Origin of the sequence: Modestobacter italicus (assembly GCF_019799965.1) — a bacterium.
Classification (GTDB): domain Bacteria; phylum Actinomycetota; class Actinomycetes; order Mycobacteriales; family Geodermatophilaceae; genus Modestobacter; species Modestobacter italicus_A.
Window position 1 is genome coordinate 545,499 of the sequence record NZ_JABGCJ010000003.1, and the last position, 21,592, is coordinate 567,090.

At 71.8% G+C, this 21,592-nt stretch carries 18 protein-coding genes and 4 tRNA genes; 2 read left to right on the forward strand and 20 right to left on the reverse strand.

Translation table 11 applies throughout. The features are described 5' to 3' along the window. Positions 1-19 precede the first annotated feature (19 nt). The 19 genes from HLA93_RS10225 to HLA93_RS10310 form a co-directional block, all read right to left on the reverse strand. Positions 20-3,919, reverse strand: coding sequence for a DNA-directed RNA polymerase subunit beta' (locus HLA93_RS10225; RefSeq protein WP_222194249.1), 3,900 nt, complete (start codon positions 3,917-3,919; stop codon positions 20-22). 97 nt (positions 3,920-4,016) lie between these two features. Then, positions 4,017-7,526, reverse strand: coding sequence for a DNA-directed RNA polymerase subunit beta (gene rpoB / locus HLA93_RS10230; protein ID WP_222194250.1), 3,510 nt, complete (start codon positions 7,524-7,526; stop codon positions 4,017-4,019). A 575-nt stretch (positions 7,527-8,101) separates the two neighbouring features. Beyond that, positions 8,102-8,491: a 50S ribosomal protein L7/L12 gene (rplL, locus tag HLA93_RS10235; RefSeq protein ID WP_222194251.1), complete on the reverse strand. Its 390-nt coding sequence runs from the start codon at positions 8,489-8,491 to the stop codon at positions 8,102-8,104. A 17-nt stretch (positions 8,492-8,508) separates the two neighbouring features. Then, positions 8,509-9,126, reverse strand: a complete 618-nt coding sequence (gene rplJ / locus HLA93_RS10240) for a 50S ribosomal protein L10 (RefSeq protein WP_222194252.1) — start codon at positions 9,124-9,126, stop codon at positions 8,509-8,511. A 476-nt stretch (positions 9,127-9,602) separates the two neighbouring features. Then, entirely contained in the window at positions 9,603-10,322 is a 720-nt protein-coding gene (gene rplA, locus HLA93_RS10245) for a 50S ribosomal protein L1 (RefSeq protein ID WP_222194253.1), read from the reverse strand. A 127-nt stretch (positions 10,323-10,449) separates the two neighbouring features. After that, positions 10,450-10,878, reverse strand: a complete 429-nt coding sequence (rplK, locus tag HLA93_RS10250) for a 50S ribosomal protein L11 (RefSeq protein WP_222194254.1) — start codon at positions 10,876-10,878, stop codon at positions 10,450-10,452. Between the two features lie 90 nt (positions 10,879-10,968). After that, a complete protein-coding gene (gene nusG, locus HLA93_RS20910; protein WP_222194255.1) occupies positions 10,969-11,865 on the reverse strand; it encodes a transcription termination/antitermination protein NusG in 897 nt (298 codons plus the stop codon). A gap of 42 nt (positions 11,866-11,907) precedes the next feature. Then, a complete protein-coding gene (secE, locus tag HLA93_RS21795; protein WP_222194256.1) occupies positions 11,908-12,384 on the reverse strand; it encodes a preprotein translocase subunit SecE in 477 nt (158 codons plus the stop codon). Between the two features lie 84 nt (positions 12,385-12,468). Next, positions 12,469-12,544: transfer RNA gene (locus tag HLA93_RS10265), tRNA-Trp, on the reverse strand. A 196-nt stretch (positions 12,545-12,740) separates the two neighbouring features. Further along, positions 12,741-12,866: a hypothetical protein gene (locus HLA93_RS21505; protein WP_281425215.1), complete on the reverse strand. Its 126-nt coding sequence runs from the start codon at positions 12,864-12,866 to the stop codon at positions 12,741-12,743. Next, positions 12,857-13,378 carry a hypothetical protein gene (locus HLA93_RS10270; RefSeq protein ID WP_222194257.1) on the reverse strand — a complete coding sequence of 174 codons (522 nt, stop codon included), beginning with the start codon at positions 13,376-13,378 and terminating at the stop codon, positions 12,857-12,859. The genes HLA93_RS21505 and HLA93_RS10270 overlap by 10 nt, the downstream gene beginning before the upstream one ends. Positions 13,379-13,478: 100 nt before the next feature. Next, complete coding sequence (locus HLA93_RS10275; protein WP_222194258.1) at positions 13,479-13,901, reverse strand: MaoC family dehydratase; 423 nt, start codon at positions 13,899-13,901, stop codon at positions 13,479-13,481. Continuing rightward, positions 13,898-14,344 (reverse strand): MaoC family dehydratase N-terminal domain-containing protein, encoded by a 447-nt coding sequence (locus HLA93_RS10280; protein WP_222194259.1) that lies wholly within the window; start codon positions 14,342-14,344, stop codon positions 13,898-13,900. Before HLA93_RS10280 ends, HLA93_RS10275 begins: the two co-directional genes overlap by 4 nt. Before the next feature lie 30 nt (positions 14,345-14,374). Then, a complete protein-coding gene (gene rpmG / locus HLA93_RS10285) occupies positions 14,375-14,539 on the reverse strand; it encodes a 50S ribosomal protein L33 (RefSeq protein ID WP_014742879.1) in 165 nt (54 codons plus the stop codon). A gap of 111 nt (positions 14,540-14,650) precedes the next feature. Continuing rightward, positions 14,651-14,724, reverse strand: a tRNA-Met gene (locus tag HLA93_RS10290). Between the two features lie 49 nt (positions 14,725-14,773). Continuing rightward, positions 14,774-14,846 (reverse strand) — tRNA-Thr (locus HLA93_RS10295). A gap of 100 nt (positions 14,847-14,946) precedes the next feature. Then, positions 14,947-17,397 (reverse strand): putative bifunctional diguanylate cyclase/phosphodiesterase, encoded by a 2,451-nt coding sequence (locus HLA93_RS10300; RefSeq protein ID WP_308128046.1) that lies wholly within the window; start codon positions 17,395-17,397, stop codon positions 14,947-14,949. Between the two features lie 489 nt (positions 17,398-17,886). Next, positions 17,887-19,932 carry a hypothetical protein gene (locus HLA93_RS10305; protein ID WP_222194260.1) on the reverse strand — a complete coding sequence of 682 codons (2,046 nt, stop codon included), beginning with the start codon at positions 19,930-19,932 and terminating at the stop codon, positions 17,887-17,889. Continuing rightward, a complete protein-coding gene (locus HLA93_RS10310; RefSeq protein WP_222194261.1) occupies positions 19,929-20,201 on the reverse strand; it encodes a hypothetical protein in 273 nt (90 codons plus the stop codon). The genes HLA93_RS10305 and HLA93_RS10310 overlap by 4 nt, the downstream gene beginning before the upstream one ends. 162 nt (positions 20,202-20,363) lie before the next feature. On the opposite strand from HLA93_RS10310, the gene HLA93_RS10315 reads away from it, so the two are divergent. Continuing rightward, on the forward strand, positions 20,364-20,804 hold the full coding sequence (locus tag HLA93_RS10315; RefSeq protein WP_222194262.1) for a pilus assembly protein TadG-related protein: 441 nt from the start codon (positions 20,364-20,366) through the stop codon (positions 20,802-20,804). A gap of 90 nt (positions 20,805-20,894) precedes the next feature. Here the strand turns inward: HLA93_RS10315 and HLA93_RS10320 are convergent. After that, positions 20,895-20,976 (reverse strand) — tRNA-Tyr (locus tag HLA93_RS10320). 89 nt (positions 20,977-21,065) lie between these two features. On the opposite strand from HLA93_RS10320, the gene HLA93_RS10325 reads away from it, so the two are divergent. Beyond that, a complete protein-coding gene (locus tag HLA93_RS10325; protein ID WP_222194263.1) occupies positions 21,066-21,557 on the forward strand; it encodes a YajQ family cyclic di-GMP-binding protein in 492 nt (163 codons plus the stop codon). The last annotated feature ends 35 nt before the right edge of the window (positions 21,558-21,592 follow it).

Here is a 21,592-nt window from a genome sequence, read left to right on the forward strand (position 1 = left end):
TTGTCACTCACTCAGCGCATCAGCGCCAGTCGTACTCCTCGAGTCGGACGGCCTCGCCCGACCCCTGACCGAAGACGTCCGGGCTGTAGTACTGCCCGTCGTCGTAGCCGGCCATGGTGTAGACCGCGGCGCGGGCCTCCTCGGTCGGCTCGACCGTGATGTTCCGGTAGCGGCTGATCCCGGTACCGGCCGGGATCAGCTTGCCGATGATCACGTTCTCCTTGAGCCCGAGCAGGCTGTCGCTCTTGCCCTGGATCGCGGCGTCGGTGAGCACCTTGGTCGTCTCCTGGAAGGAGGCGGCCGACAGCCACGACTCCGTCGCCAGCGACGCCTTGGTGATCCCCATCAGCACCGGACGGGCCGAGGCGGGCTCGCCGCCCTCGGCGACGACCCGGCGGTTCTCGGTCTCGAACAGCGTCCGCTCGACCAGCGCACCGGGCAGGAACTCCGTCGCACCCGAGTCGATGATGGTCACCCGCTTCAGCATCTGCCGGATGATCACCTCGATGTGCTTGTCGTGGATCGACACACCCTGGCTGCGGTAGACCTCCTGGACCTCGCGGACCAGGTGCAGCTGCACCTCGCGCGGGCCCATGATCCGCAGCACCTCGTGCGGGTCGACCGCACCCTCGGTCAGCTGCTCGCCGACCTCGACGTGGCCGCCGTCCTCGACCCGCAGCCGCGAACGACGCGACAGCTTGTCGTAGACGACCTCGTCGGAGCCGTCGTCCGGGGTGATCGTGAGCTTGCGGAACTGCTCGCCGTCCTCGATCCGGACGGTGCCCGCCAGCTCGGCGATCGGGGCCTTGCCCTTGGGGACGCGGGCCTCGAAGAGCTCCACCACACGCGGCAGACCGTGGGTGATGTCCTCACCCGCGACACCACCGGTGTGGAAGGTGCGCATCGTCAGCTGGGTACCGGGCTCACCGATCGACTGGGCGGCGATGATGCCGACCGCCTCGCCGACATCCACCAGCTTGCCGGTCGCCAGGGAGCGGCCGTAGCAGGTGGCACAGGTGCCCAGCAGCGACTCACAGGTGAGCACGCAGCGGACCTTGACCTCGGCGATGCCGGCGTCGACCAGCTGGGCGATGAGCACGTCACCCAGGTCGGCCCCGGCCGGGGCGATCTGCGTGCCGTCGGCGGCGACCACGTCGGCGGCCAGCGCACGGGCGTACACGCTGGTCTCCACGTGGGCGTCCCGCGTCACGACGCCGTCGGAGACGGTGCCGATCGGCATGATCACGCCACGCTCGGTGCCGCAGTCCTCCTCGCGGATGATGACGTCCTGCGAGACGTCCACCAGCCGGCGGGTGAGGTACCCGGAGTCGGCGGTCCGCAGCGCGGTGTCCGCCAGGCCCTTGCGGGCGCCGTGGGTGGAGATGAAGTACTCGAGCACGGACAGACCTTCCCGGAAGTTGGCCTTGATCGGCCGCGGGATGATCTCGCCCTTCGGGTTGGCCACCAGGCCACGCATGCCGGCGATCTGGCTGATCTGCATCATGTTGCCGCGAGCGCCGGAGTTGACCATGACCCACACCGGGTTGGTGGTGGGGAAGTTGTCGACCATCGCCTGGCTGACCTCGGCCCGCGCGCGGGTCCAGATCTCGATGAGCTCGGAACGACGCTCGGCGTCGGTGATGACGCCGCGCTCGTACTGACGCTCGATCTTGCGCGCCTCGTCCTCGTGCCGGTCCAGGATCGCCTGCTTCACCGGCGGGGTGACGACGTCGTCGATCGCGATCGTCACGCCCGAACGGGTGGCCCAGCGGAAGCCGGCCGCCTTGAGGGCGTCCAGGGTCGCCGCCACCTGCACCTTGGGGTAGCGCTCGGCGAGGTCGTTGACGATCGCGCCCAGCGCCTTCTTCGGCACCTGGTAGTTGACGAACCGGTAGTCCTCCGGCAGGGCCTCGTTGAACAGCACGCGGCCCAGGCTGGTGGAGACGACGGCGGGCTTGCCCGGCTCCCAGTCCTCCGGGGCCTCCCACGGGTCGTTGGGCCCGCTGTCGACGCCGAAGACCTCGTCGAGACGGATGAGCACCCGCTCCTGCAGCCCGAGCACGCCCTTGTCGTAGGCCATGACCGCCTCGGCGGTGGTGGCGTAGGACTTCGGACGCTCGTCCTCGGCCAGCTCCGCCGAACCGGTGAGGCTCGTCAGGTGGTAGAGGCCCAGCACCATGTCCTGGGTCGGCGCGGTGATCGGACGACCGTCGGCCGGGCTCAGGATGTTGTTGCTGGACAGCATCAGGATCCGGGCCTCGGCCTGGGCCTCAGCCGACAGCGGCAGGTGCACCGCCATCTGGTCGCCGTCGAAGTCCGCGTTGAACGCGGTGCAGACCAGCGGGTGGATCTGGATGGCCTTGCCCTCGACCAGCTGGGGCTCGAAGGCCTGGATGCCCAGACGGTGCAGGGTGGGCGCACGGTTCAGCAGCACCGGGTGCTCGGTGATGACCTCCTCGAGCACGTCCCACACGACCGGCCGCGCGCGCTCCACCATCCGCTTGGCGGACTTGATGTTCTGCGCGTGGTTGAGGTCCACCAGCCGCTTCATGACGAACGGCTTGAACAGCTCCAGCGCCATCTGCTTGGGCAGACCGCACTGGTGCAGCTTCAGCTGCGGGCCGACGACGATGACCGAACGGCCGGAGTAGTCGACGCGCTTGCCCAGCAGGTTCTGGCGGAACCGCCCCTGCTTGCCCTTGAGCAGGTCGCTCAGGGACTTCAGCGGGCGGTTGCCCGGACCGGTCACCGGACGGCCACGACGACCGTTGTCGAACAGCGCGTCCACGGACTCCTGGAGCATCCGCTTCTCGTTGTTGACGATGATCTCCGGCGCGCCCAGGTCCAGCAGTCGCTTCAGCCGGTTGTTCCGGTTGATCACCCGGCGGTAGAGGTCGTTCATGTCGCTGGTGGCGAAGCGGCCACCGTCGAGCTGCACCATCGGGCGCAGGTCCGGCGGGATGACCGGGACGCAGTCCAGCACCATGCCCATGGGCGAGTTCTGGGTCTGCTGGAACGCCGCGACGACCTTGAGGCGCTTGAGCGCGCGCAGCTTGCGCTGGCCCTTGCCGCTGCGGATGGTCTCGCGCAGCGAGACGGCCTCGGCGTCGAGGTCGAAGCCGGCGAGCAGCTTCTGCAGCGCCGCGGCGCCCATGCCGCCCTCGAAGTACTCACCGAAGCGGTCGCGCAGCTCGCGGTAGAGGCCCTCGTCGGCGATGAGCTGCTTGACCTCGAGCTTGCGGAAGGTGTCCATCACCTCGTCGAGGCGGTCGATCTCCCGCTGGGCGCGGTCGCGCAGCTGACGCATCTCGCGCTCGCCGCCCTCGCGCACCTTGCGGCGCACGTCGGACTTGGCACCCTCGGCCTCGAGCTCGGCGAGGTCGGCCTCCAGCTTCTGCTGGCGGGCCTCCACATCGGCGTCGCGCCGGGTCTCCAGGTTGTGCTTCTCCGCGCTGATCTCGGCCTCGACGGTCGGCAGGTCGCGGTGACGCGCCTCGTCGTCGACCGAGGTGATCATGTATGCGGCGAAGTAGATGATCTTCTCGAGGTCCTTGGGCGCCAGGTCGAGCAGGTAGCCCAGGCGCGAGGGGACGCCCTTGAAGAACCAGATGTGGGTGACCGGCGCGGCCAGCTCAATGTGGCCCATCCGCTCACGACGCACCTTGGCGCGAGTGACCTCGACGCCGCAGCGCTCACAGATGATGCCCTTGAAGCGGACGCGCTTGTACTTCCCGCAGTAGCACTCCCAGTCCCGGGTGGGACCGAAGATCTTCTCGCAGAACAGACCGTCCTTCTCCGGGCGGAGAGTGCGGTAGTTGATGGTCTCGGGCTTCTTCACCTCGCCGTGTGACCACTGGCGGATGTCATCACCGCTGGCCAGACCGATGCGCAGTTCGTCGAAGAAGTTGACGTCGAGCACTCGATGTACCCCTTTCCGGGGCTAGTTCTTCGCTTCTAATCGATGAGGGTGGGTGGCCGGCCGGCCCTGACTCGGTCAGGGCCGGCCGGCGGGCCGATCAGACGTCTTCGACGGACGACGGCTCGCGACGGCTCAGGTCGATGCCCAGCTCCTCCGCGGCCCGGAAGACCTCGTCGTCGGTGTCGCGCAGCTCGATCGCCTGCCCGTCACCGGACAGGACCTCCACGTTCAGGCAGAGCGACTGGAGCTCCTTGAGCAGCACCTTGAACGACTCCGGGATGCCCGGCTCGGGGATGTTCTCGCCCTTGACGATCGCCTCGTACACCTTGACGCGGCCGAGGATGTCGTCGGACTTGATGGTGAGCAGCTCCTGCAGCGCGTAGGCCGCGCCGTAGGCCTGCATCGCCCAGCACTCCATCTCACCGAAGCGCTGGCCACCGAACTGCGCCTTACCACCCAGCGGCTGCTGCGTGATCATCGAGTACGGGCCGGTCGAGCGGGCGTGGATCTTGTCGTCGACCAGGTGCAGCAGCTTCAGGATGTAGACGTAGCCCACGGCGATCGGCTCGGGGAAGGGCTCCCCGGAGCGGCCGTCGAACAGCCGCGCCTTGCCGGTCTCCTTGACCATCCGCTCACCGTCACGGTTCGGCGTCGTGGAGCCGAGCAGGCCGATGAGCTCGTCCTCCTTGGCGCCGTCGAACACCGGGGTGGCGGTGCGGGTGCCGGGAGCGGCCTGGCGGGCTGCGCCGGGCAGCTTCGCAGCCCACTCCGGCGTGCCCTCGACCTGCCAGCCCTGCTTGGCGATCCACCCGAGGTGCATCTCCAGCACCTGGCCGACGTTCATCCGACCGGGCACGCCCAGCGGGTTGAGCACGATGTCGACCGGGGTGCCGTCCTCGAGGAACGGCATGTCCTCCTGCGGGAGGATCTTGGAGATGACGCCCTTGTTGCCGTGCCGGCCGGCCAGCTTGTCGCCGTCGCTGATCTTGCGCATCTGGGCCACGTAGACCCGGATGAGCTCGTTCACGCCGGCGGGCAGCTCGTCGCCGTCCTCGCGGGAGAAGACCCGGACGCCGATGACCTTGCCGGACTCACCGTGCTTGACCTTGAGGCTGGTGTCGCGGACCTCGCGGGCCTTCTCACCGAAGATCGCCCGCAGCAGCCGCTCCTCCGGGGTCAGCTCGGTCTCGCCCTTGGGCGTGACCTTGCCGACGAGGATGTCGCCGGGGACGACCTCGGCACCGATCCGGATGATCCCGCGCTCGTCGAGGTCGGCGAGGACCTCCTCGGAGACGTTCGGGATGTCCCGGGTGATCTCCTCGGCGCCGAGCTTGGTGTCGCGGGCGTCGACCTCGAACTCCTCGATGTGGATCGAGGACAGGACGTCGTCCTGCACGAGGCGCTGCGACAGGATGATCGCGTCCTCGTAGTTGTGGCCCTCCCAGGGCATGAAGGCGACGAGCAGGTTCTTGCCCAGCGCCATCTCGCCCTCGTCGGTGCACGGGCCGTCGGCGACGACCTGACCGACCTCGACCCGCTGGCCCTCCTGGACCACCGGGCGCTGGTTGATCGAGGTGCCCTGGTTCGAGCGCTGGAACTTCAGCAGCCGGTAGGTCTGCCGGGTGCCGTCGTCGGCCATCACGGTGACGTAGTCGGCGGTGGAGTCCTCGACCACACCGGCCTTCTCGGCCACCACGACGTCGCCGGCGTCCACGGCGGCACGCAGCTCCATGCCGGTGCCGACCAGCGGCGCCTCGCTGCGCAGCAGCGGGACGGCCTGACGCTGCATGTTCGCGCCCATCAGGGCGCGGTTGGCGTCGTCGTGCTCGAGGAACGGGATCATCGCCGTCGCGACCGAGGTCATCTGCCGCGGCGAGACGTCCATGTAGTCGACGTTCTCGGGAGCCAGGTAGTCGACCTCACCGCCCTTGGTGCGGACCAGGACCCGCTCCTCGGCGAGGCGGCCCTGGGCGTCCAGCGGCGAGTTGGCCTGCGCGACGACGAAGCGGTCCTCCTCGTCGGCGGTCAGGTAGTCGATCTGGTCGGTGACGGTGCCGTTCTCGACCTTGCGGTACGGCGTCTCGATGAAGCCGAACGGGTTCACCCGGCCGAAGGAGGACAGCGAGCCGATCAGGCCGATGTTCGGGCCTTCCGGGGTCTCGATCGGGCACATCCGGCCGTAGTGGCTGGGGTGCACGTCGCGGACCTCCATGCCCGCGCGCTCACGGGACAGACCACCCGGGCCCAGCGCCGACAGGCGGCGCTTGTGGGTCAGGCCCGCGAGCGGGTTGGTCTGGTCCATGAACTGCGAGAGCTGGCTGGTGCCGAAGAACTCCTTGATGGAGGCGACGACCGGCCGGATGTTGATCAGGGTCTGCGGCGTGATCGCCTCGACGTCCTGGGTGGTCATCCGCTCGCGGACCACGCGCTCCATGCGGGAGAGGCCGACCCGGATCTGGTTCTGGATCAGCTCGCCCACGGTGCGCAGCCGGCGGTTGCCGAAGTGGTCGATGTCGTCGACGCCGTGGTCGGGCTCGCCGGCGTGCAGACGCACGACGTACTCGATGGTGGCAACGATGTCGTCCTCGGTCAGCGTCGAGGTGCCCTGCGGCACCTCCACACCGAGCTTCTTGTTCACCTTGTAGCGGCCGACCTTGGCCAGGTCGTAGCGCTTGGGGTTGAAGAAGAGGTTCTCCAGCAGCGCCTGCGCCGACTCGCGCGTCGGCGGCTCGCCCGGACGCAGCTTGCGGTAGATGTCCAGCAGCGCCTCGTCCTGGCCGGCGATGTGGTCCTTCTCCAGGGTGGCCAGCATGGTGGGCGACCACTGGAAGTGCTCACGGATGCGGTCCTCGGTCCAGCCGAGGGCCTTGAGCAGGACGCTGACCGGCTGACGGCGCTTGCGGTCGATCCGGACGCCGACGGTGTCGCGCTTGTCGACGTCGAACTCCAGCCAGGCACCACGGCTGGGGATGACCTTGGCGCTGTAGACGTCCTTGTCCGACGTCTTGTCCAGGGCCTTGTCGAAGTAGACGCCCGGCGAGCGGACCAGCTGCGAGACGACGACGCGCTCGGTGCCGTTGATGACGAACGTGCCCTTGCTCGTCATCACCGGGAAGTCGCCCATGAACACCGTCTGGCTCTTGATCTCGCCGGTGGTGTTGTTCATGAACTCGGCGGTGACGAACAGCGGCGCCGCGTAGGTCATGTCCTTGTCCTTGCACTCCTCGAGGGACGCCTTGACGTCCTCGAAGCGCGGGTTGGAGAAGGACAGCGACATCGAGCCGCTGAAGTCCTCGATCGGGGAGATCTCCTCGAGGATCTCGGCCAGACCGCCGACCGCGTCGGCCTGCTCCTCGGGGGGGAGGGTGGCCTTCCACGCGGGGCTGCCGACCAGCCAGTCGAAGGACGCGGTCTGCAGGGCCAGCAGATCCGGCACCTCGAGGGGCTCGTGGATCTTCGCGAAGGAGACGCGCAGCGGGGCGCCGGGGATCTTCTGGTGGTCGGTGCCACCGGTGCGGGGACCGGCCTGGACGTCGACCGGGGTGGTCTGGGTGGTGCCGGACTCGGTGGTGCCGGGGGTGATGCTGGTGGGGCGAGAGCCTGCCAAGATGCGTCCTTCCAAGGACCTCACGACGTGCGGGCGGTGGGGTGCAGATCGTCCTGGGTCGTCGTCGGTTTCGGCGAGGCTGACCGCGGATGCCGACCTCGTCGGTACGGTCAACACGGGGTTGCCCGGAGCCGTTCCCGGGCACCCCTGGTGACCCGTGTCAACGGGCTGGCAGTCAGAGGGCAGCGCAACAGGAGACCCTACCCCTGCTGCGCGCCGGTGTCCACGTCGGGTCGCGCTCGCGACGGGTGACCCACCCGCGAGGGGTGGCCGGCGCCCGCCCGGCCCAGGGAGCGCAGCCTCGGAGGGGCCGGTGCCGTGGGATCGGGGGCAGAGCGCGGGGGGATCAGCGGAAGAGCGCGGTGGGATCGGGGGCGGGCGAGGTGGGTGCACCGCCGATGATGCCAGCGAGCCGGTCGGGTGGCAGCAGCCACGCCGTGCCCTGGGGGTGAACGGCGGCCGGCCGTTCCCCGACCGGGACGTGCGACAGGGGCCGACCCACCGGAGTGGATCGGCCCCTGTCGTTGGTGCGGGGTGGTGCTACCCGGCGGCCACGCGGGCCGCCGGGCGGGGGGTCACTTGACGGTGACGGTGGCGCCGGCGCCCTCGAGAGCGGCCTTGGCCTTCTCGGCGGCGTCCTTGGCGACCTTCTCCAGGACCGGCTTCGGCGCGTTGTCGACCAGGTCCTTGGCCTCCTTGAGGCCGAGCGAGGTCAGGCCGCGCACCTCCTTGATGACCTGGATCTTCTTGTCACCGGCGGACTCGAGGATGACGTCGAACTCGTCCTGCTCGGCGGCGGCCTCGGGGGCAGCGCCACCACCGGCGGGGCCGGCGGCCGCGACGGCGACGGGGGCGGCGGCGGTGACCTCGAAGGTCTCCTCGAACTGCTTCACGAAGTCCGACAGCTCCAGGAGGGTCATCTCCTTGAAGGCGTCGAGCAGCTCGTCGGTGGAAAGCTTGGCCATGGTGTCTCCTTGGTGGGTCAGGCGTCGCTGGCCGCGGTGTCCGCGGCAGCGTCGGTGGTCTCGGGGGTGGTGTCAGCAGCAGCTGCGTCGGCGGCAGGAGCAGCGACCTCGTCGGTCGACGAGGCGGGCTTCTTCTCCTTGAGGGCCTCGGCCAGGCGGGCGACCTGCGACAGCGGGGCCTGGAACAGCCCGGCAGCCTTGGTCAGGTTGCCCTTCATCGCGCCGGCCAGCTTGGCCAGCAGGACCTCGCGCGGCTCGACGTCGGCGAGGCGGGTGACCTCGGAGGCGTCGACCGTGCGGCCGTCGACCACGCCACCCTTGACGACGAGCGACGGGTTGGCCCGCGCGAAGTCACGGATGGCCTTCGCGGCCTCGACCGGGTCGCCCTCGATGAAGGCGATCGCGGTCGGGCCGTTCAGCAGCGGGCCCAAGTCGGAGAAACCGACCGAGTCCGCCGCCCGCTTCGTCAGGGTGTTCTTGACGACGGCATAGCTGCTGCCCGCACCGAGGGAACGACGCAGCTCGGTCAGCTGCGCCACGGTCAGCCCGCGGTACTCGGTGAGCACGGCCGCGCTTGATGCCTGGAAACGCTCGGTGATCTCCTGGATCGCGGCGTCCTTGGCCTGCGTGGGCATGGGCCTCCTCTCGCTGTCGGGCGACCACCGGCCGGTGCGCGCTCGCACACGATCGGGGCCCGGAGACGAGGAACGCCCCGGCGCAGGGCGCACGGGGCGAGGGAGGTCGGTGGATTCGGGTCAGCCGACCCGGATCCGACGTCACATCGATCCGTCCACCTGCGCAGGCCGTCCGGAGGTCCGGACCTTCGATCGCACGCGGACGTGCGACGACCAAGCGGTCATGGGGGGAACAGCGGCAAGAGTACGTCATGCCCCGTCGTCCGCGCCAACCGCCTCGGCCACACCCCGCCGGCGGCGGTGCGCACCTGCCTCCTCGTGGCCCCCGACCGGGTCCCCCACGATCGTCGAGCCCGCCGGGAGCGCGGCCCGACAGACGACGAACGGCGCCGCCCCCGAGGGGGCGGCGCCGTCACGGTCTCGTCCTACGGCTCAACCCGGGCCTGCGCCCGGGGTGAGGAGGACGGTGTCCTCCGTCAGGCGGAGGGCTCGTCCACCGTCAGGTTGCGGGTGCGGTTCGGGTCGACCTGGATGCCGGGGCCCATCGTCGTGGAGACGGTGACCTTCTTGACGTAGCGACCCTTGGCCGCGGACGGCTTGGCGCGGAGGACCTCGTCGAGGGCAGCGGCGTAGTTCTCCACCAGCTTCGTCTCGTCGAAGGAGGTCTTGCCGATCACCAGGTGCAGGTTGGCCTGCTTGTCGACGCGGAAGTTGATCTTCCCGCCCTTGATGTCGTTGACGGCCTTGGTGACGTCGGGGGTCACGGTCCCGGTCTTCGGGTTCGGCATCAGGCCACGGGGGCCGAGGATGCGGGCGATGCGGCCGACCTTGGCCATCTGGTCCGGGGTCGCGATCGCGGCGTCGAAGTCCAGGAAGCCGCCCTGGATCTGCTCGATCAGGTCGTCGGAGCCGACCACGTCGGCGCCGGCGGCCTCGGCCTCGGCGGCCTTGTCACCGGTCGCGAAGACGATCACGCGCGCGGTCTTGCCGGTGCCGTGCGGCAGGTTGACCGTGCCGCGGACCATCTGGTCGGCCTTGCGCGGGTCGACGCCGAGCCGGATCGCGACCTCGACGGTCGCGTCGTACTTGGTGGTCGAGGTCTGCTTCGCCAGACCGGCCGCCTGCAGCGGGCTGTACAGCGTGTCCGCGTCGACCAGCTCAGCGGCCTTGCGGTAGTTCTTGCCGTGCTTCGCCATGGTGGTGCTCCTTCCCCCCGGGACGGGGGTCGCGTGGTGCGCGGGCCTGGCTGGGCCCTCCCACGAGTGCTGGCCGGGTCCGCGCGGACCCGGGTGGTGCGGTGCCGCCGTCAGCCGGCGGCCTGCCTCACTTGACCGTGATGCCCATCGACCGGGCGGTGCCGGCGATGATCTTCTCGGCCTGGTCGATGTCGTTGGCGTTGAGGTCGGCCATCTTGGTCTGCGCGATCTCGCGGACCTGGTCACGGGTGACCGTGGCGACCTTCGTCTTGTGCGGCTCGCCCGAGCCCTTCTCCACCCCGGCGGCCTTGAGCAGCATGCGCGCTGCCGGCGGCGTCTTGGTGACGAAGGTGAACGACCGGTCCTCGTAGACCGAGATCTCGACCGGGATGACGTTGCCGCGCTGGGCCTCCGTCGCGGCGTTGTACGCCTTGCAGAACTCCATGATGTTCACGCCGTGCTGACCGAGGGCGGGGCCCACGGGCGGCGCGGGGGTGGCCGCACCGGCGTTGATCTGGAGCTTGATGACCGCGGTCAACCGCTTCCTGGGGGGCATGACTTCCTTCTTTGGTGACGGGATGGAACGGCCCCGTCGCAGGGCCCCGACACGATGGTACGAGCGTCGGGGGGGGCGACGGGGCCTCGATCAGATCTTGGAGACCTGGGTGAACGACAGCTCGACCGGGGTCTCGCGGCCGAAGATGGAGACGAGCACCTGGAGCTTCTGCTGCTCGGGGTTGATCTCGTTGATGGTGGCCGGCAGCGTCGCGAACGGGCCGTCCATGACGGTGACCGACTCGCCGACCTCGAACTCGACGACCGGCGCCGGGCCGGCGGTCGGGGCGGCCTCGGCGGCGACGGCCGGCTTGGCCGTGGTCGCCGGGACGAGGAGGTTGACGACCTCGTCGATGCTCAGCGGCGAGGGCTTGGAGGTGGCCCCGACGAAGCCGGTGACACCCGGGGTGTTGCGGACCGCGCCCCAGGACTCGTCGTTGAGGTCCATCCGGACCAGCAGGTAGCCGGGCAGCTTCTTGCGGTTGACCTGGGTCCGCTTGCCGTTCTTGATCTCGGTGACCTCCTCGGTGGGCACCTCGATCTGGAAGATGTAGTCCTCCATGTCCAGCGAGGTGATCCGGGACTCGAGGTTGGTCTTCACCTTGTTCTCGTAGCCCGCGTACGAGTGGATCACGTACCAGTCGCCGAACTGGTTGCGCAGCGTCTTGCGCAGCGCCTGGGCCGGGTCCTCGTCCTCCTCGTCGGCGGACTCGAGGGCCTCGGTCACGACCGGGTCGTGGTCGGGGGCCGGCTCGGGCAGCGGGTCGCCGGCCAGCGTGCCCGGCTCGCCGGTCTCGACCTCGGGGACGACGTCGGCGACACCGGTGTCGGTGTCCTGGTCGGCGGTGTCGGTCGATCCCTCGGCGGACCCGGTCTCGCCGGCACCCGTCTCGAGGTCGGCACTGCCGCGCACGTCCGCTCGTGCGTCGTCGAGGTCGATGCCCTCGACCGCGCTGTCGGTCTCGAAGGGCTCGCGGGGGTCCGTCACAGGGTCTCTTCCTTCTCGGGTGGCGTGCAGTCGCGGGGCGGGTCAGCCGAAGACGGCGAGCACGCCCTGGGCGAAGAGGATGTCCAGGCCGGCGACGATGGCCACCATCACGGCCACGAAGACGATCACCACGGTCGTGTAGGTGATGAGCTCCTTGCGCCCCGGCCAGATGACCTTGCGCAGCTCGGCCACGACCTCGCGGAGGAACCGGCCGATGCTGCGCTTGCGGCGCAGCTCGGCGGCGCGGGCGCGCTCTGCCTCGGCGCGGGTGCGGGTGCCCTCACCCGTACGGCCGGACTCCGTCGGGCGACCGGCCGGGCGGGCACCGCGGGCGCGGCGGCGGGGCGGCGTGGCGACGACCTTGTCCTCGTCGTCCTGGGCGTCCTCGGCGACCTCGGCCTCGGCTGCCTCGAGCTCACCGGCGTCGTCGACACCCGGGGTCTCGGCGTCGATGCGCTCAGCCTCGGTGGGCTCGGCGTCGAGCTGCTCGCCGTTCGGCTCGCCGTCCTTCTCGCTCACAGCGCCTCGCTCACTTCGGTCGGCTCGGTCGGGTCCACCTCGGCCGGCTGGTCCGGGTGGATGACGACGGGCTGTCGTCGGTCGTGGCAGGGGTGACAGGACTTGAACCTGCAGCCTGCGGTTTTGGAGACCGCTGCTCTGCCAATTGAGCTACACCCCTAGGGGACGCCCGGACCCGCCCGACGGCATGGCCCCGTCCTGCGACGCACCCCCGAGAGGGGCCTCCGGGGCACGCCGGTGGCGGGGCCCTTCAGGCCCCAGGACGACGAGTGTACGGGACCGCCGGGGCGGCCAGCCAACGCCCGCCCCGGCAGGCCCGCGAGGAGCCCCTCCCACGCGTGCCGGGGCCGCCCGGGTCACCGTGGCAGGTCCGCCGGGTCGAGGGCCCCGGCGGACTCCGGCACGGCCAGCGCAGCGGGTGCGTCCACGGTGGTCGTGGTGTCGCTGGCCGGGCTGGTGGCGGTCTCCCCCATCAGCGCCACGAAGGGGTCCCGGGCCCAGCCGACACCCGGCTCCTGGCGAGCAGCGGGACACCGCTGCCGAACCAGGACACGTCCTGCGCGGTCTCGACCCGCTCGGAGTCGGCCTCGCCCGGCCGCAGCGTGAGGCCCGGCGCCACCTCGGTCGACTCCCCGGCGCCCAGTGGCTCGGCCAGCGCGACCACGTACCGCCAACCGGGAGCTGCCGCCTGCGCGCTCTCGTGACCGGCGGCGACGTCCGCGCCACGCAGCTGGGTCGACCGTGAGCCGGTTGCCCAGCGCGCTGGCGTCCCGGGCGTTCGGGACGAGCTGGCGGACCAGCTCGTCGGTCGGCAGGTCGGCGGTGGAGCGCACGGTCTCGCTGGCGGCGCCGTGCGACGGTCGTCGGACAGCGAGAACGCCATCTCCACCACCACCGGGCGCTCGGGGTCGGGCTCGGACCGCTCCCCGAGGCAGCCCTCGGTCCGGGGCTGTGGTGCGGTCGGCTCGGCCGACGGCTCACCCGGGAGGTGCAACCGGACACCACGAGCCGGACACCACGAGCGCGGCGGCCGGCGCGGTCGCGAGGGCCGTGGCCGCACGGGCGCTCCCGGCGGCCTCCTCACCCGGACCGGCTCAGCTCAGGGCGACCACGGCGCGAGCGAGCGAGAGCACCTTCTCGCCACCGCTGGTGACGGTCAGGTCGACCCGCACCCGGCCGTCCTCGAGGAGGGCGGCCACCCGGCCGCGGACGGTCAGCTCGGCCCCGGCGTCGTCGTCCGGGACGACCACGGGCCGGCTGAACCGCACGTGGTAGTCGACGACGGCGCCCGGGTCACCGGCCCAGCTCGTGACCGCACGGGCAGCCAGGCCGGCGGTGAGCATGCCGTGGGCGATCACGTCGGGCAGGCCCACCTCACGGGCGACCCGCTCGTTCCAGTGGATGACGTTGAGGTCCCCCGAGGCACCGGCATAGCGGATGAGGTCCGCCCGGGTGACCCGGGAGGTCTGCTCGGGCAACTCGGTGCCGACCTGGACGTCGACCGGGCGGGCGCTCACGCCGTGCCCCGCGCGACGAGCATCGACCGGGTGGTGCACACCGGCTCGCCGTCCTCGGTGACCAGGTCGACCCGCGTGGTGAGCATGTCGTTGCCGGCGACCGTCTTGACCGCGTCGATCGTGGCGGTGGCGACCAGCCGGTCACCGACCCGGATCGGGCGGTGGTGGGTGAAGCGCTGCTCGCCGTGCACGACGCGGCTGTAGTCGATCCCCACGTCGGGGTCGTCGACGACGACGTTGCCGGCGCCCAGGCTCAGCACGATGGCGAAGGTGGGGGGCGCGATCACGTCCGGGTGGCCGGCCGCGCGGGCGGCCGCCGGGTCGCGGTAGACCGGGTCGGGGTCAGCCAGCGCCGTGGCGAACTCGGCGATCTTCTCCCGCCCGACCTCGTAGACGGCAGAGGGCGGGTAGCTGCGCCCGACCAGTCCTGCGTCCAGCGCCATGCTCCCGCCCTCTCCTCGCGACCGCTGCGGTCAGCGCGTCTCGCGGTGGACCGTGTGCTTCCGGTCGGTCGGGCAGTACTTCTTCAGCTCGATCCGGTCGGGGTCGTTCCGCCGGTTCTTGCGGGTGATGTAGTTGCGGTTCTTGCACTCCTGGCACGCCAGGGTGATCTTCGGACGGACGTCAGTGGCTGCCATGAGCGCATCCTCGCCTTGTCGGTGGTCGAGAGTTCCTCGACATCGGGTGGTGCCCGTGTGCGGCGGGAGCCGGACACGACGACGGACCCCGCGAGCGGGGTCCGTCTGGAGTAGCGGTGACCGGACTTGAACCGGTGACACAGCGATTATGAGCCGCTTGCTCTACCAGGCTGAGCTACACCGCCGGGTGACCGCCCGGCCCGGTCTCGCGACTGGACCGGTGGTCGTCGTACGAGCCCCTTTACGGAATCGAACCGTAGACCTTCTCCTTACCATGGAGACGCTCTGCCGACTGAGCTAAAGGGGCCTGCTCCGAGGAGCCGTGGAGAACTGTACCTGACGCCTTCGGCCTCCCTGCAGGGGCCCGCCGCGACCCTGCGAGCAGTGGGGCGGCAGGAGGTCCTTCCTCAGGTCCGGACGAACAACCGGCGGTGAGTGGCGCCCGGCGCCGGGGCCCGGACCCCGGTCCGGGCCAGCAGCCACCCCTCGAGCCGGTCGTCCGGCAGCGGCCGGCTGACCAGGAACCCCTGCAGCTTGTCGCAGCCCATCTGGGCCAGCAGGTCACGGGTGACCTCGTCCTCGACGCCCTCGGCCACGACCCGCAGCCCGAGGTTGTGGGCCAGCTCCACGATGGAGCGGGCGATGAACGACTCGTTCTGGCTGGTCGACATGCCGAGCACGAAGGACTTGTCGATCTTCAGCTCGTCGATCGGCAGCAACCGCAGCTGGGACAGCGACGAGTACCCGGTGCCGAAGTCGTCCATCGACAGCCGCAGCCCGAGGGCGTGCAGGTCGGCCAGGACGGTGCTGTTGCGCACCGTGTCGTCGACGACGCTGCCCTCGGTCAGCTCCAGGGTGAGCAGCTCGCCCGGGACCCCGTGCCGCCGCAGGGCGCTCCGCACCCGCTCCACCAGATCCGGTTGCACCAGGCAGCGCGCGGAGAGGTTGACCGCAACCGACAGCGCGATGTCCTGGTCCAGCCAGCGCCGGCAGCGGTCCAGCGCCCGGTCCAGCACGTGGTCGGTGAGCGGCCCGATGCGGCCGATCTGCTCGGCGAGGCTGATGAAGTCGTCCGGCGGGATCTCGCCGTACCGGGGGTGCGCCCAGCGCACCAGCGTCTCCACCGAGACGATGTCGGCGGTCCGGGTGTCGACGATGGGCTGGAAGACCACGGTGATCTGGCCCTCGGCCATCGCCGTCTCCAGCTCGGTGCCCAGTTGCAGCCGCCGGAGGCTCTGCTGGTCCAGCACCGGGTGGTAGGTCGCCACTCCCCCGGAGCTGTGCGCGGCCAGCAGGGCGACGTCGGCACGCTGGATGAGCGTCCCGGCCCCGGAACCGTGCACCGGCGCCGCGGCGACGCCGATGGTCAGCGACACCTCCAGGTCGAGCCCGGCGACCCGCGCCCGGGTCGAGGCGGCCTCGCGCAGCCGGCGGGCGGCACGCTCGGTGGCCGGCAGGGACAGCCCCGGCAGCAGGACGGCGAACTGGCCGCCCTCCATCCGGGCCACCAGCGCCTGCGGGGGCGCGTGCTCGCGCAGCAGCCCCGCGGTCACCAGCAGCAGCTCGTCGCTGGCCGCGTGCCCGAGGGTGTCGGTGACGTCGGTGTAGCCGTCCAGGGCGGCCAGCACCAGCCCGGCCCGGGCAGTGTCCGGCTCCACGGACAGCACCGCGTCGATCTCCGCGGCCAACCGCTGTCGGTTGGGCAGCCCGGTCAGCCGGTCGTGGTCGGCGTCGTGCCGGATCTGGGCGAGCAGCTGCTGCTGGCGGATCGCGGCGTTGACGTGGGTGAGCATCGAGTCCAGCGCGCCCTGCTCGCCCGCGCCGAAGGTCATCACGTCACTGCGGCGGTCGCAGACCTCCAGGTAGCCCGGCTCCCCGGCAGCGGTCACCACGGACGCACCGAGCACCTCGCGGGCACCGCGCCGACCCAGTGCCGCGGCCTCACGGCCGTCCGCCCGAGCCGTCGACAGCAGGACGGGACCGGTCGCCTCGGGGGCGAGCGCGCGCTGGCGGACCAGGTCGTCAGGGTCGCCAGGGCCGTCGTACCAGGCGAGGTCGCTGTCGGCGGCATCGACCACCAGCAGCGGGCCCTCGTCGAGGTACGGCGGCAGCCACAGGGCCACCCGGTCGGCGTTGAGCAGGTCCCGCACCGCGCGGACGATCTCGCGGATGCCCTCCTCGTCCGGGGTCACCAGCTCCACCCGGCGGGCGAAGTCGTACACCTGCTGGACCGTCCGACGCTCGCGCTGGGCCTGCGTTCCCTGTCGGAAGATCGCCAGCACACCGAGCACCAGCGGCACGATCAGCGCCCAGCCCCACGGCGTCTGACGGGCCAGCAGGAGGGCCACCACGCCGACGACGGCGCTCAGCGGCGCCACGGCCAGCGCCGGCATCATCCCGAGCAGCAGCCCCCAGCCGGGGAAGCCGCCGGCCAGGGAGATGGCCAGGCAGGTGAGGAGCATCCCGACGAAGGTCGCGCCCACCAACGCACAGGCCAAGGAGACCCAGCTCGACGGCTGACCGAGGTCCAACGGTGGCAGCCAGGACAGCACCAGCACGGCCGCGCAGACCTCGACCACCGCCAGCGAGAGGTTGAACCCAACCTTCGGCAAGGGCAGGGACTGGCGCGCCAGGACGACGGCAACGGCGCCCACTCGGGCCGCCGCCGTCCAGACGCCCCCGACCTCGACCAGGCCCACGAGGAGGGCGACCTCCGAGGGTGAGACCGAGAACGTCTGCCGACGGAACTCGATGTCCAGCTGGACCGACTCGGTGACCAGGAAGGCGGCGAACAGCGCCAGCACCGCCCACACCGGCGGGGTCGCCCAGGCGTGCGGAAGCGTCAGCGCACCGAGCACGACCGCCGCTGCACACGCAACGGCGAAGATCGTCTCCGGGCGCCGGAACAGAGCTTCCCCCCGGGTCTCGGGGGCCGGACGTGCCGAGGGCTCGGCCAACGTGAGCCTGTCTGTCGGGAGGCGGTGTCGACCGACGGTAACAGCGACACCGGGCCCGGAGCAGCAGGCTCACCCGATGGTGCAGGTCCCCGAACAGGGCGCCCGCACCGACCGGGTCAGCTGGTCAGCGGCTCCAGCGCCAGCCGCGGGACCAACGCCAGCCGCGGTCGGCGGCGGCAGGGCGGACGGCGGTGAGCGAGGTGGTGCTGGACATGACGCCTCCAGAGGGCACGACGGGGTGTGGGCGCGGCAGCCGCCCACGCGGGGGCAGAGCGTCGTCCGGCACAGACCGCTATGGGGAGACTGCAAGGTGTCACCCACACGAGGCAACCATTGACACGCCAGAGGGAACGCTTTTCGCCGTGTCGTTACTCTCCGTGAGCCTGATTGTCACCGACGTGGGATCTTTCGCGGCTGTTGCCGATCTCCCTGGTCCGGGAACGGCAGGTCATCGACCCAGTCGAGCGGCCCCGGCTCGGGCGGGGAGAGCGTCCCCAGTGCCTGCAGTGCCGCGGTGAAGCCCTCCTCGGCCGCAGCGCCCACGGGTGCGCCGGCGACACCCCCGCCCAGCGTCTGGACCGCCCAGCGCTGCGCGTCGGCCGCCGTGCGCACCCGTCCGAGGTCTGGGCCGAGGTCCACCTCGCCGTCGGCGTCCAGCAGCCCGGCGGCACCGTCGAGGACGGCCCCGACCAGGTCCTCCGCCGGGCCGCGAGCCAGCACCGTGACGGGCAGGTCCACCCCGATCGTCCAGACCATCTGCACGTCCACGGCCCGGCTCTGGGCCCGGCTGAACTCGAGCGCGTACGTGAGGCGCTGGGCGTGCTCCTGGACGGCGACGTGGCCACCGGCCACGGCAGGAGCCGCCGTTCCTGCGGCGCCGCCGGCGAGCGCCGCCGCCAGCGCGGTCGTGACCACCTCGTCCCGTGCGGCGTCGGTGAGCAGGTGCGCGAGCCCGCGGAGTGCCGCGTCCGTCTCCGGCGCCAGCGCACCGGGCACCGCGTCCGACGCCGCCGCCAGCAGGGGGACGACGACGTCCGGCTGCCCGGCCACGAGGTCGGCCAGCGGCGCGCCCACCACCGCCAGGACCTCGGGGTCGACGACCACCCTGTCCGTGGACCCCGGTGCCAGCCCCTGCCCCAGCGCGCCCAGACCGGCGGCCGCCACCTGGCCGGCCGTCGGTGCCCCAGCCGCCAGGCGCACCGCCGCCGCCAGGTCGGCGGCCCCGTCCGGCCAGGATCGGGAGGTCAGGGTCGACCAGGAGCGGGCGGTGCCCAGCAGCCGAGCGGCCGCTGCCGGGTCTCCCCCGGCGACCACCACCCGCAGGACGCCGACCAGCGGGTCGGGCAGTGTGGCCGCCGTCCGGGCGACGGCCCCCGCGCCCTGCGCTCCCTCCCGGTCCAGCAGCTGGCGACCCCAGCCGGCCGCGAGCCCAGCGGCTGTGACTGGTCCGCCGCGGGCCGCCACGCCCCCGAGGACCAGTCCCATGCCGATCCCGGCCAGGTCGACCGCGCCGTCCGGGTCGTCACGGTCCAGCCGTACCGCGGCCAGCACCTGCGCACCTCGCCCACCGGCGGCCGTCGCGGTGGCCACGACCGTGGCGAGCAGGGCGGTCAGCGCGTCGTCCTGGCCGCCGGTCGCCCGGGTGCCCAGCACGGTCAGCAGCCAGCCGACCCCGTCGGCACCGAGCCGGCCCAGCACCTCCTCGACGAAGGCCGGCACCTCGGCGTACGCCGTCCAGCGGGCGGCTGCGGCCTCCAGCTCGGCGGCGGTGAGCCGGCCGGACAGCTCCCCCGCCGCCTGCCCGCCCAGGTCGGCGAGCGCTGCCTCGCCCCAACCGGGCAGCCGGGCAGCGAGCCGGGCCGTCAGCTGAGCAGCGGAGCCGGGGCGGACGTCGCCGCCCAGCGAGCCGAGCGCCGCGGCCAGCAGTCTCGCCGTGTCCGCTGCGTCCTCCGCGAGCGCGGCGAGCAGGGCCCGGTGCTCGGCGGCACGGGCGTCGTCGGCCGTCGCCACCGTGCCGGCCAGCTCCTGCGCAGCGGCCTCGCCCGGCCCCGGGTCACCGCGCTCCAGCGCCGGGCCGACCAGCACCCCGATCCGCACCGCGGCGTCGGCGAAGTCGGCCCGCTGCTGCTCGCGCAACGCGGCCACCCGGGCCAGCACCCGCTGCCAGACCTCCCGGTGCTCACCCAGCCGCGTCCACGCCGAGACCAGCGCGGCGTGCAGCTCCCCGGCGACGGCGGTGGCCGCGGCCACCTCGGCAGCGGCCGCGTCCGCGTCCGCGCCCTGCCAGCCGGGGACCACCCCCGCCGACCCGAGCAGGTGCACCGTGAGCCCGGCCGCGTAGCCGGCCGACGCCAGCTGTCCGACCAGCTCGTCCAGGGCGGGGAGGGAGCCGGGCGGATCGGGCAGCGGGGCCGGCGGCGACAGCAACCCGTTCACCCCGGCACGCCGGGGACCGTGAGCGTCCCGTCCAGCCGCTGCCAGGAGTCCGCCGCTGCGGCGACCGCCTCGCCGAGCCAGGACAGCTCACCGGCCAGGCAGTGCCCCGCGGTGCGGACGCTCTCGCCGAAGCCGACGGTGGCCGCCCCCAGCGGGCCGCCCACCGGGGCGCCGGGGACGGCGCCCGCCACCTGCCTCGCCCGCTCAGCGGCCGCCGCCAGGGACGAGGCCAGCGCGTACAGCTGGGCAGGGGTCACCTCGATCGCCATGCCGGCAGTCTGGAGCGCCAGCGAGCCGGGAGAGGGCGTCGTCCACAGGCTGCGCGGCTGTGCGCGGCCCGGGCGAGGTCGTCGTCCACATCGTCCACAGCCGCCGTCCACAGTCGGTGGACGACGCGGACTGCGCCGCGCGGCGGCCTCTAGGCTGCGCGCGTGCGACGCGGCCGACCCGGCACCCCGGACCCCGAGGCGGGCTCCACCCTGCCCTTCGTCCTGGTCTGCTGGCTGGTGGCTGCACTGATGGCCCTCGGCGCGATCGCCGCCTCCGACGCCTTCCTGGAGCAGCAGGAGGTGCAGTCCATCTGCGACGGGGCCGCACTCGCCGCGGCCAACCAGGCCGACGAGGCCGTCGTCTACGCCCAGGGGGTCGGCGCGGAGCTGCCCCTCACCCGGGCAGCAGCCGAGGCCGCGGTCGCCGACCAGCTGGCCGACGCCGGCGTCGGCCTGGACAGCTGGTCGGCCGAGACCAGCGGCGCCGAGGTCACCGTGCGCTGCACCCGGTCGGTGCCGATCGCCTTCGGCTGGCTCTTCCTCGCCGGGGAGCCGCTGGAGCGCACCGCGGTCGCCAGTGCCCGCGCACCCACGATCCCGTGACGGTGGCGCCGAGGTCGGTGTTCCCGAGGCAGGGTGCCCGGGAACGAGAGCGGCCCCCGACCGTGTGGTCGGGGGCCGCCGTACCAGGCGTGGCGGGTGAAGGATTCGAACCTTCGTAGGCTAAGCCGACGGATTTACAGTCCGCTCCCATTGGCCACTCGGGCAACCCGCCGTGGTGGTACCGGGAGAGCTTACAAGACGGGGGACGACGCCTTCGCCGGGTACCGGCAGGCGCGTCGTCCCCGCTGAGGAGGAACCGACATGGCCGATGCGTCCTTCGACGTGGTGAGCAAGGTGGACCGGCAGGAGGTCGACAACGCCCTGAACCAGGCGGGCAAGGAGCTGTCGCAGCGGTTCGACTTCCGCGGCGTCAACGCCACCATCGCCTGGGCCGGCGAAGAGGGGGTGACCCTGCAGGCCGACACCGAGGAGCGCGTGGCCGCGGCGCTGGAGGTCTTCAAGGAGAAGCTGGTCAAGCGCGGCATCTCGATGAAGGCGCTGGACGCCGACGAGCCGCAGGCCTCGGGGAAGGTCTACAAGATCTCCGCCCGGATCCAGCAGGGCATCGCCTCGGACAAGGCCAAGGAGATCGCCAAGGCGATCCGGGACGAGGGCCCCAAGGGCGTGCAGGCCCAGATCCAGGGCGACCAGCTGCGGGTCAGCGGGAAGAAGCGCGACGACCTGCAGGCGGTCCAGCAGCTGCTCAAGAGCAAAGACTTCGAGATCGCGCTGCAGTTCGACAACTACCGGTGAGCGACGGGGCCCCGGCCGCACCGGCCCGGGGCCCC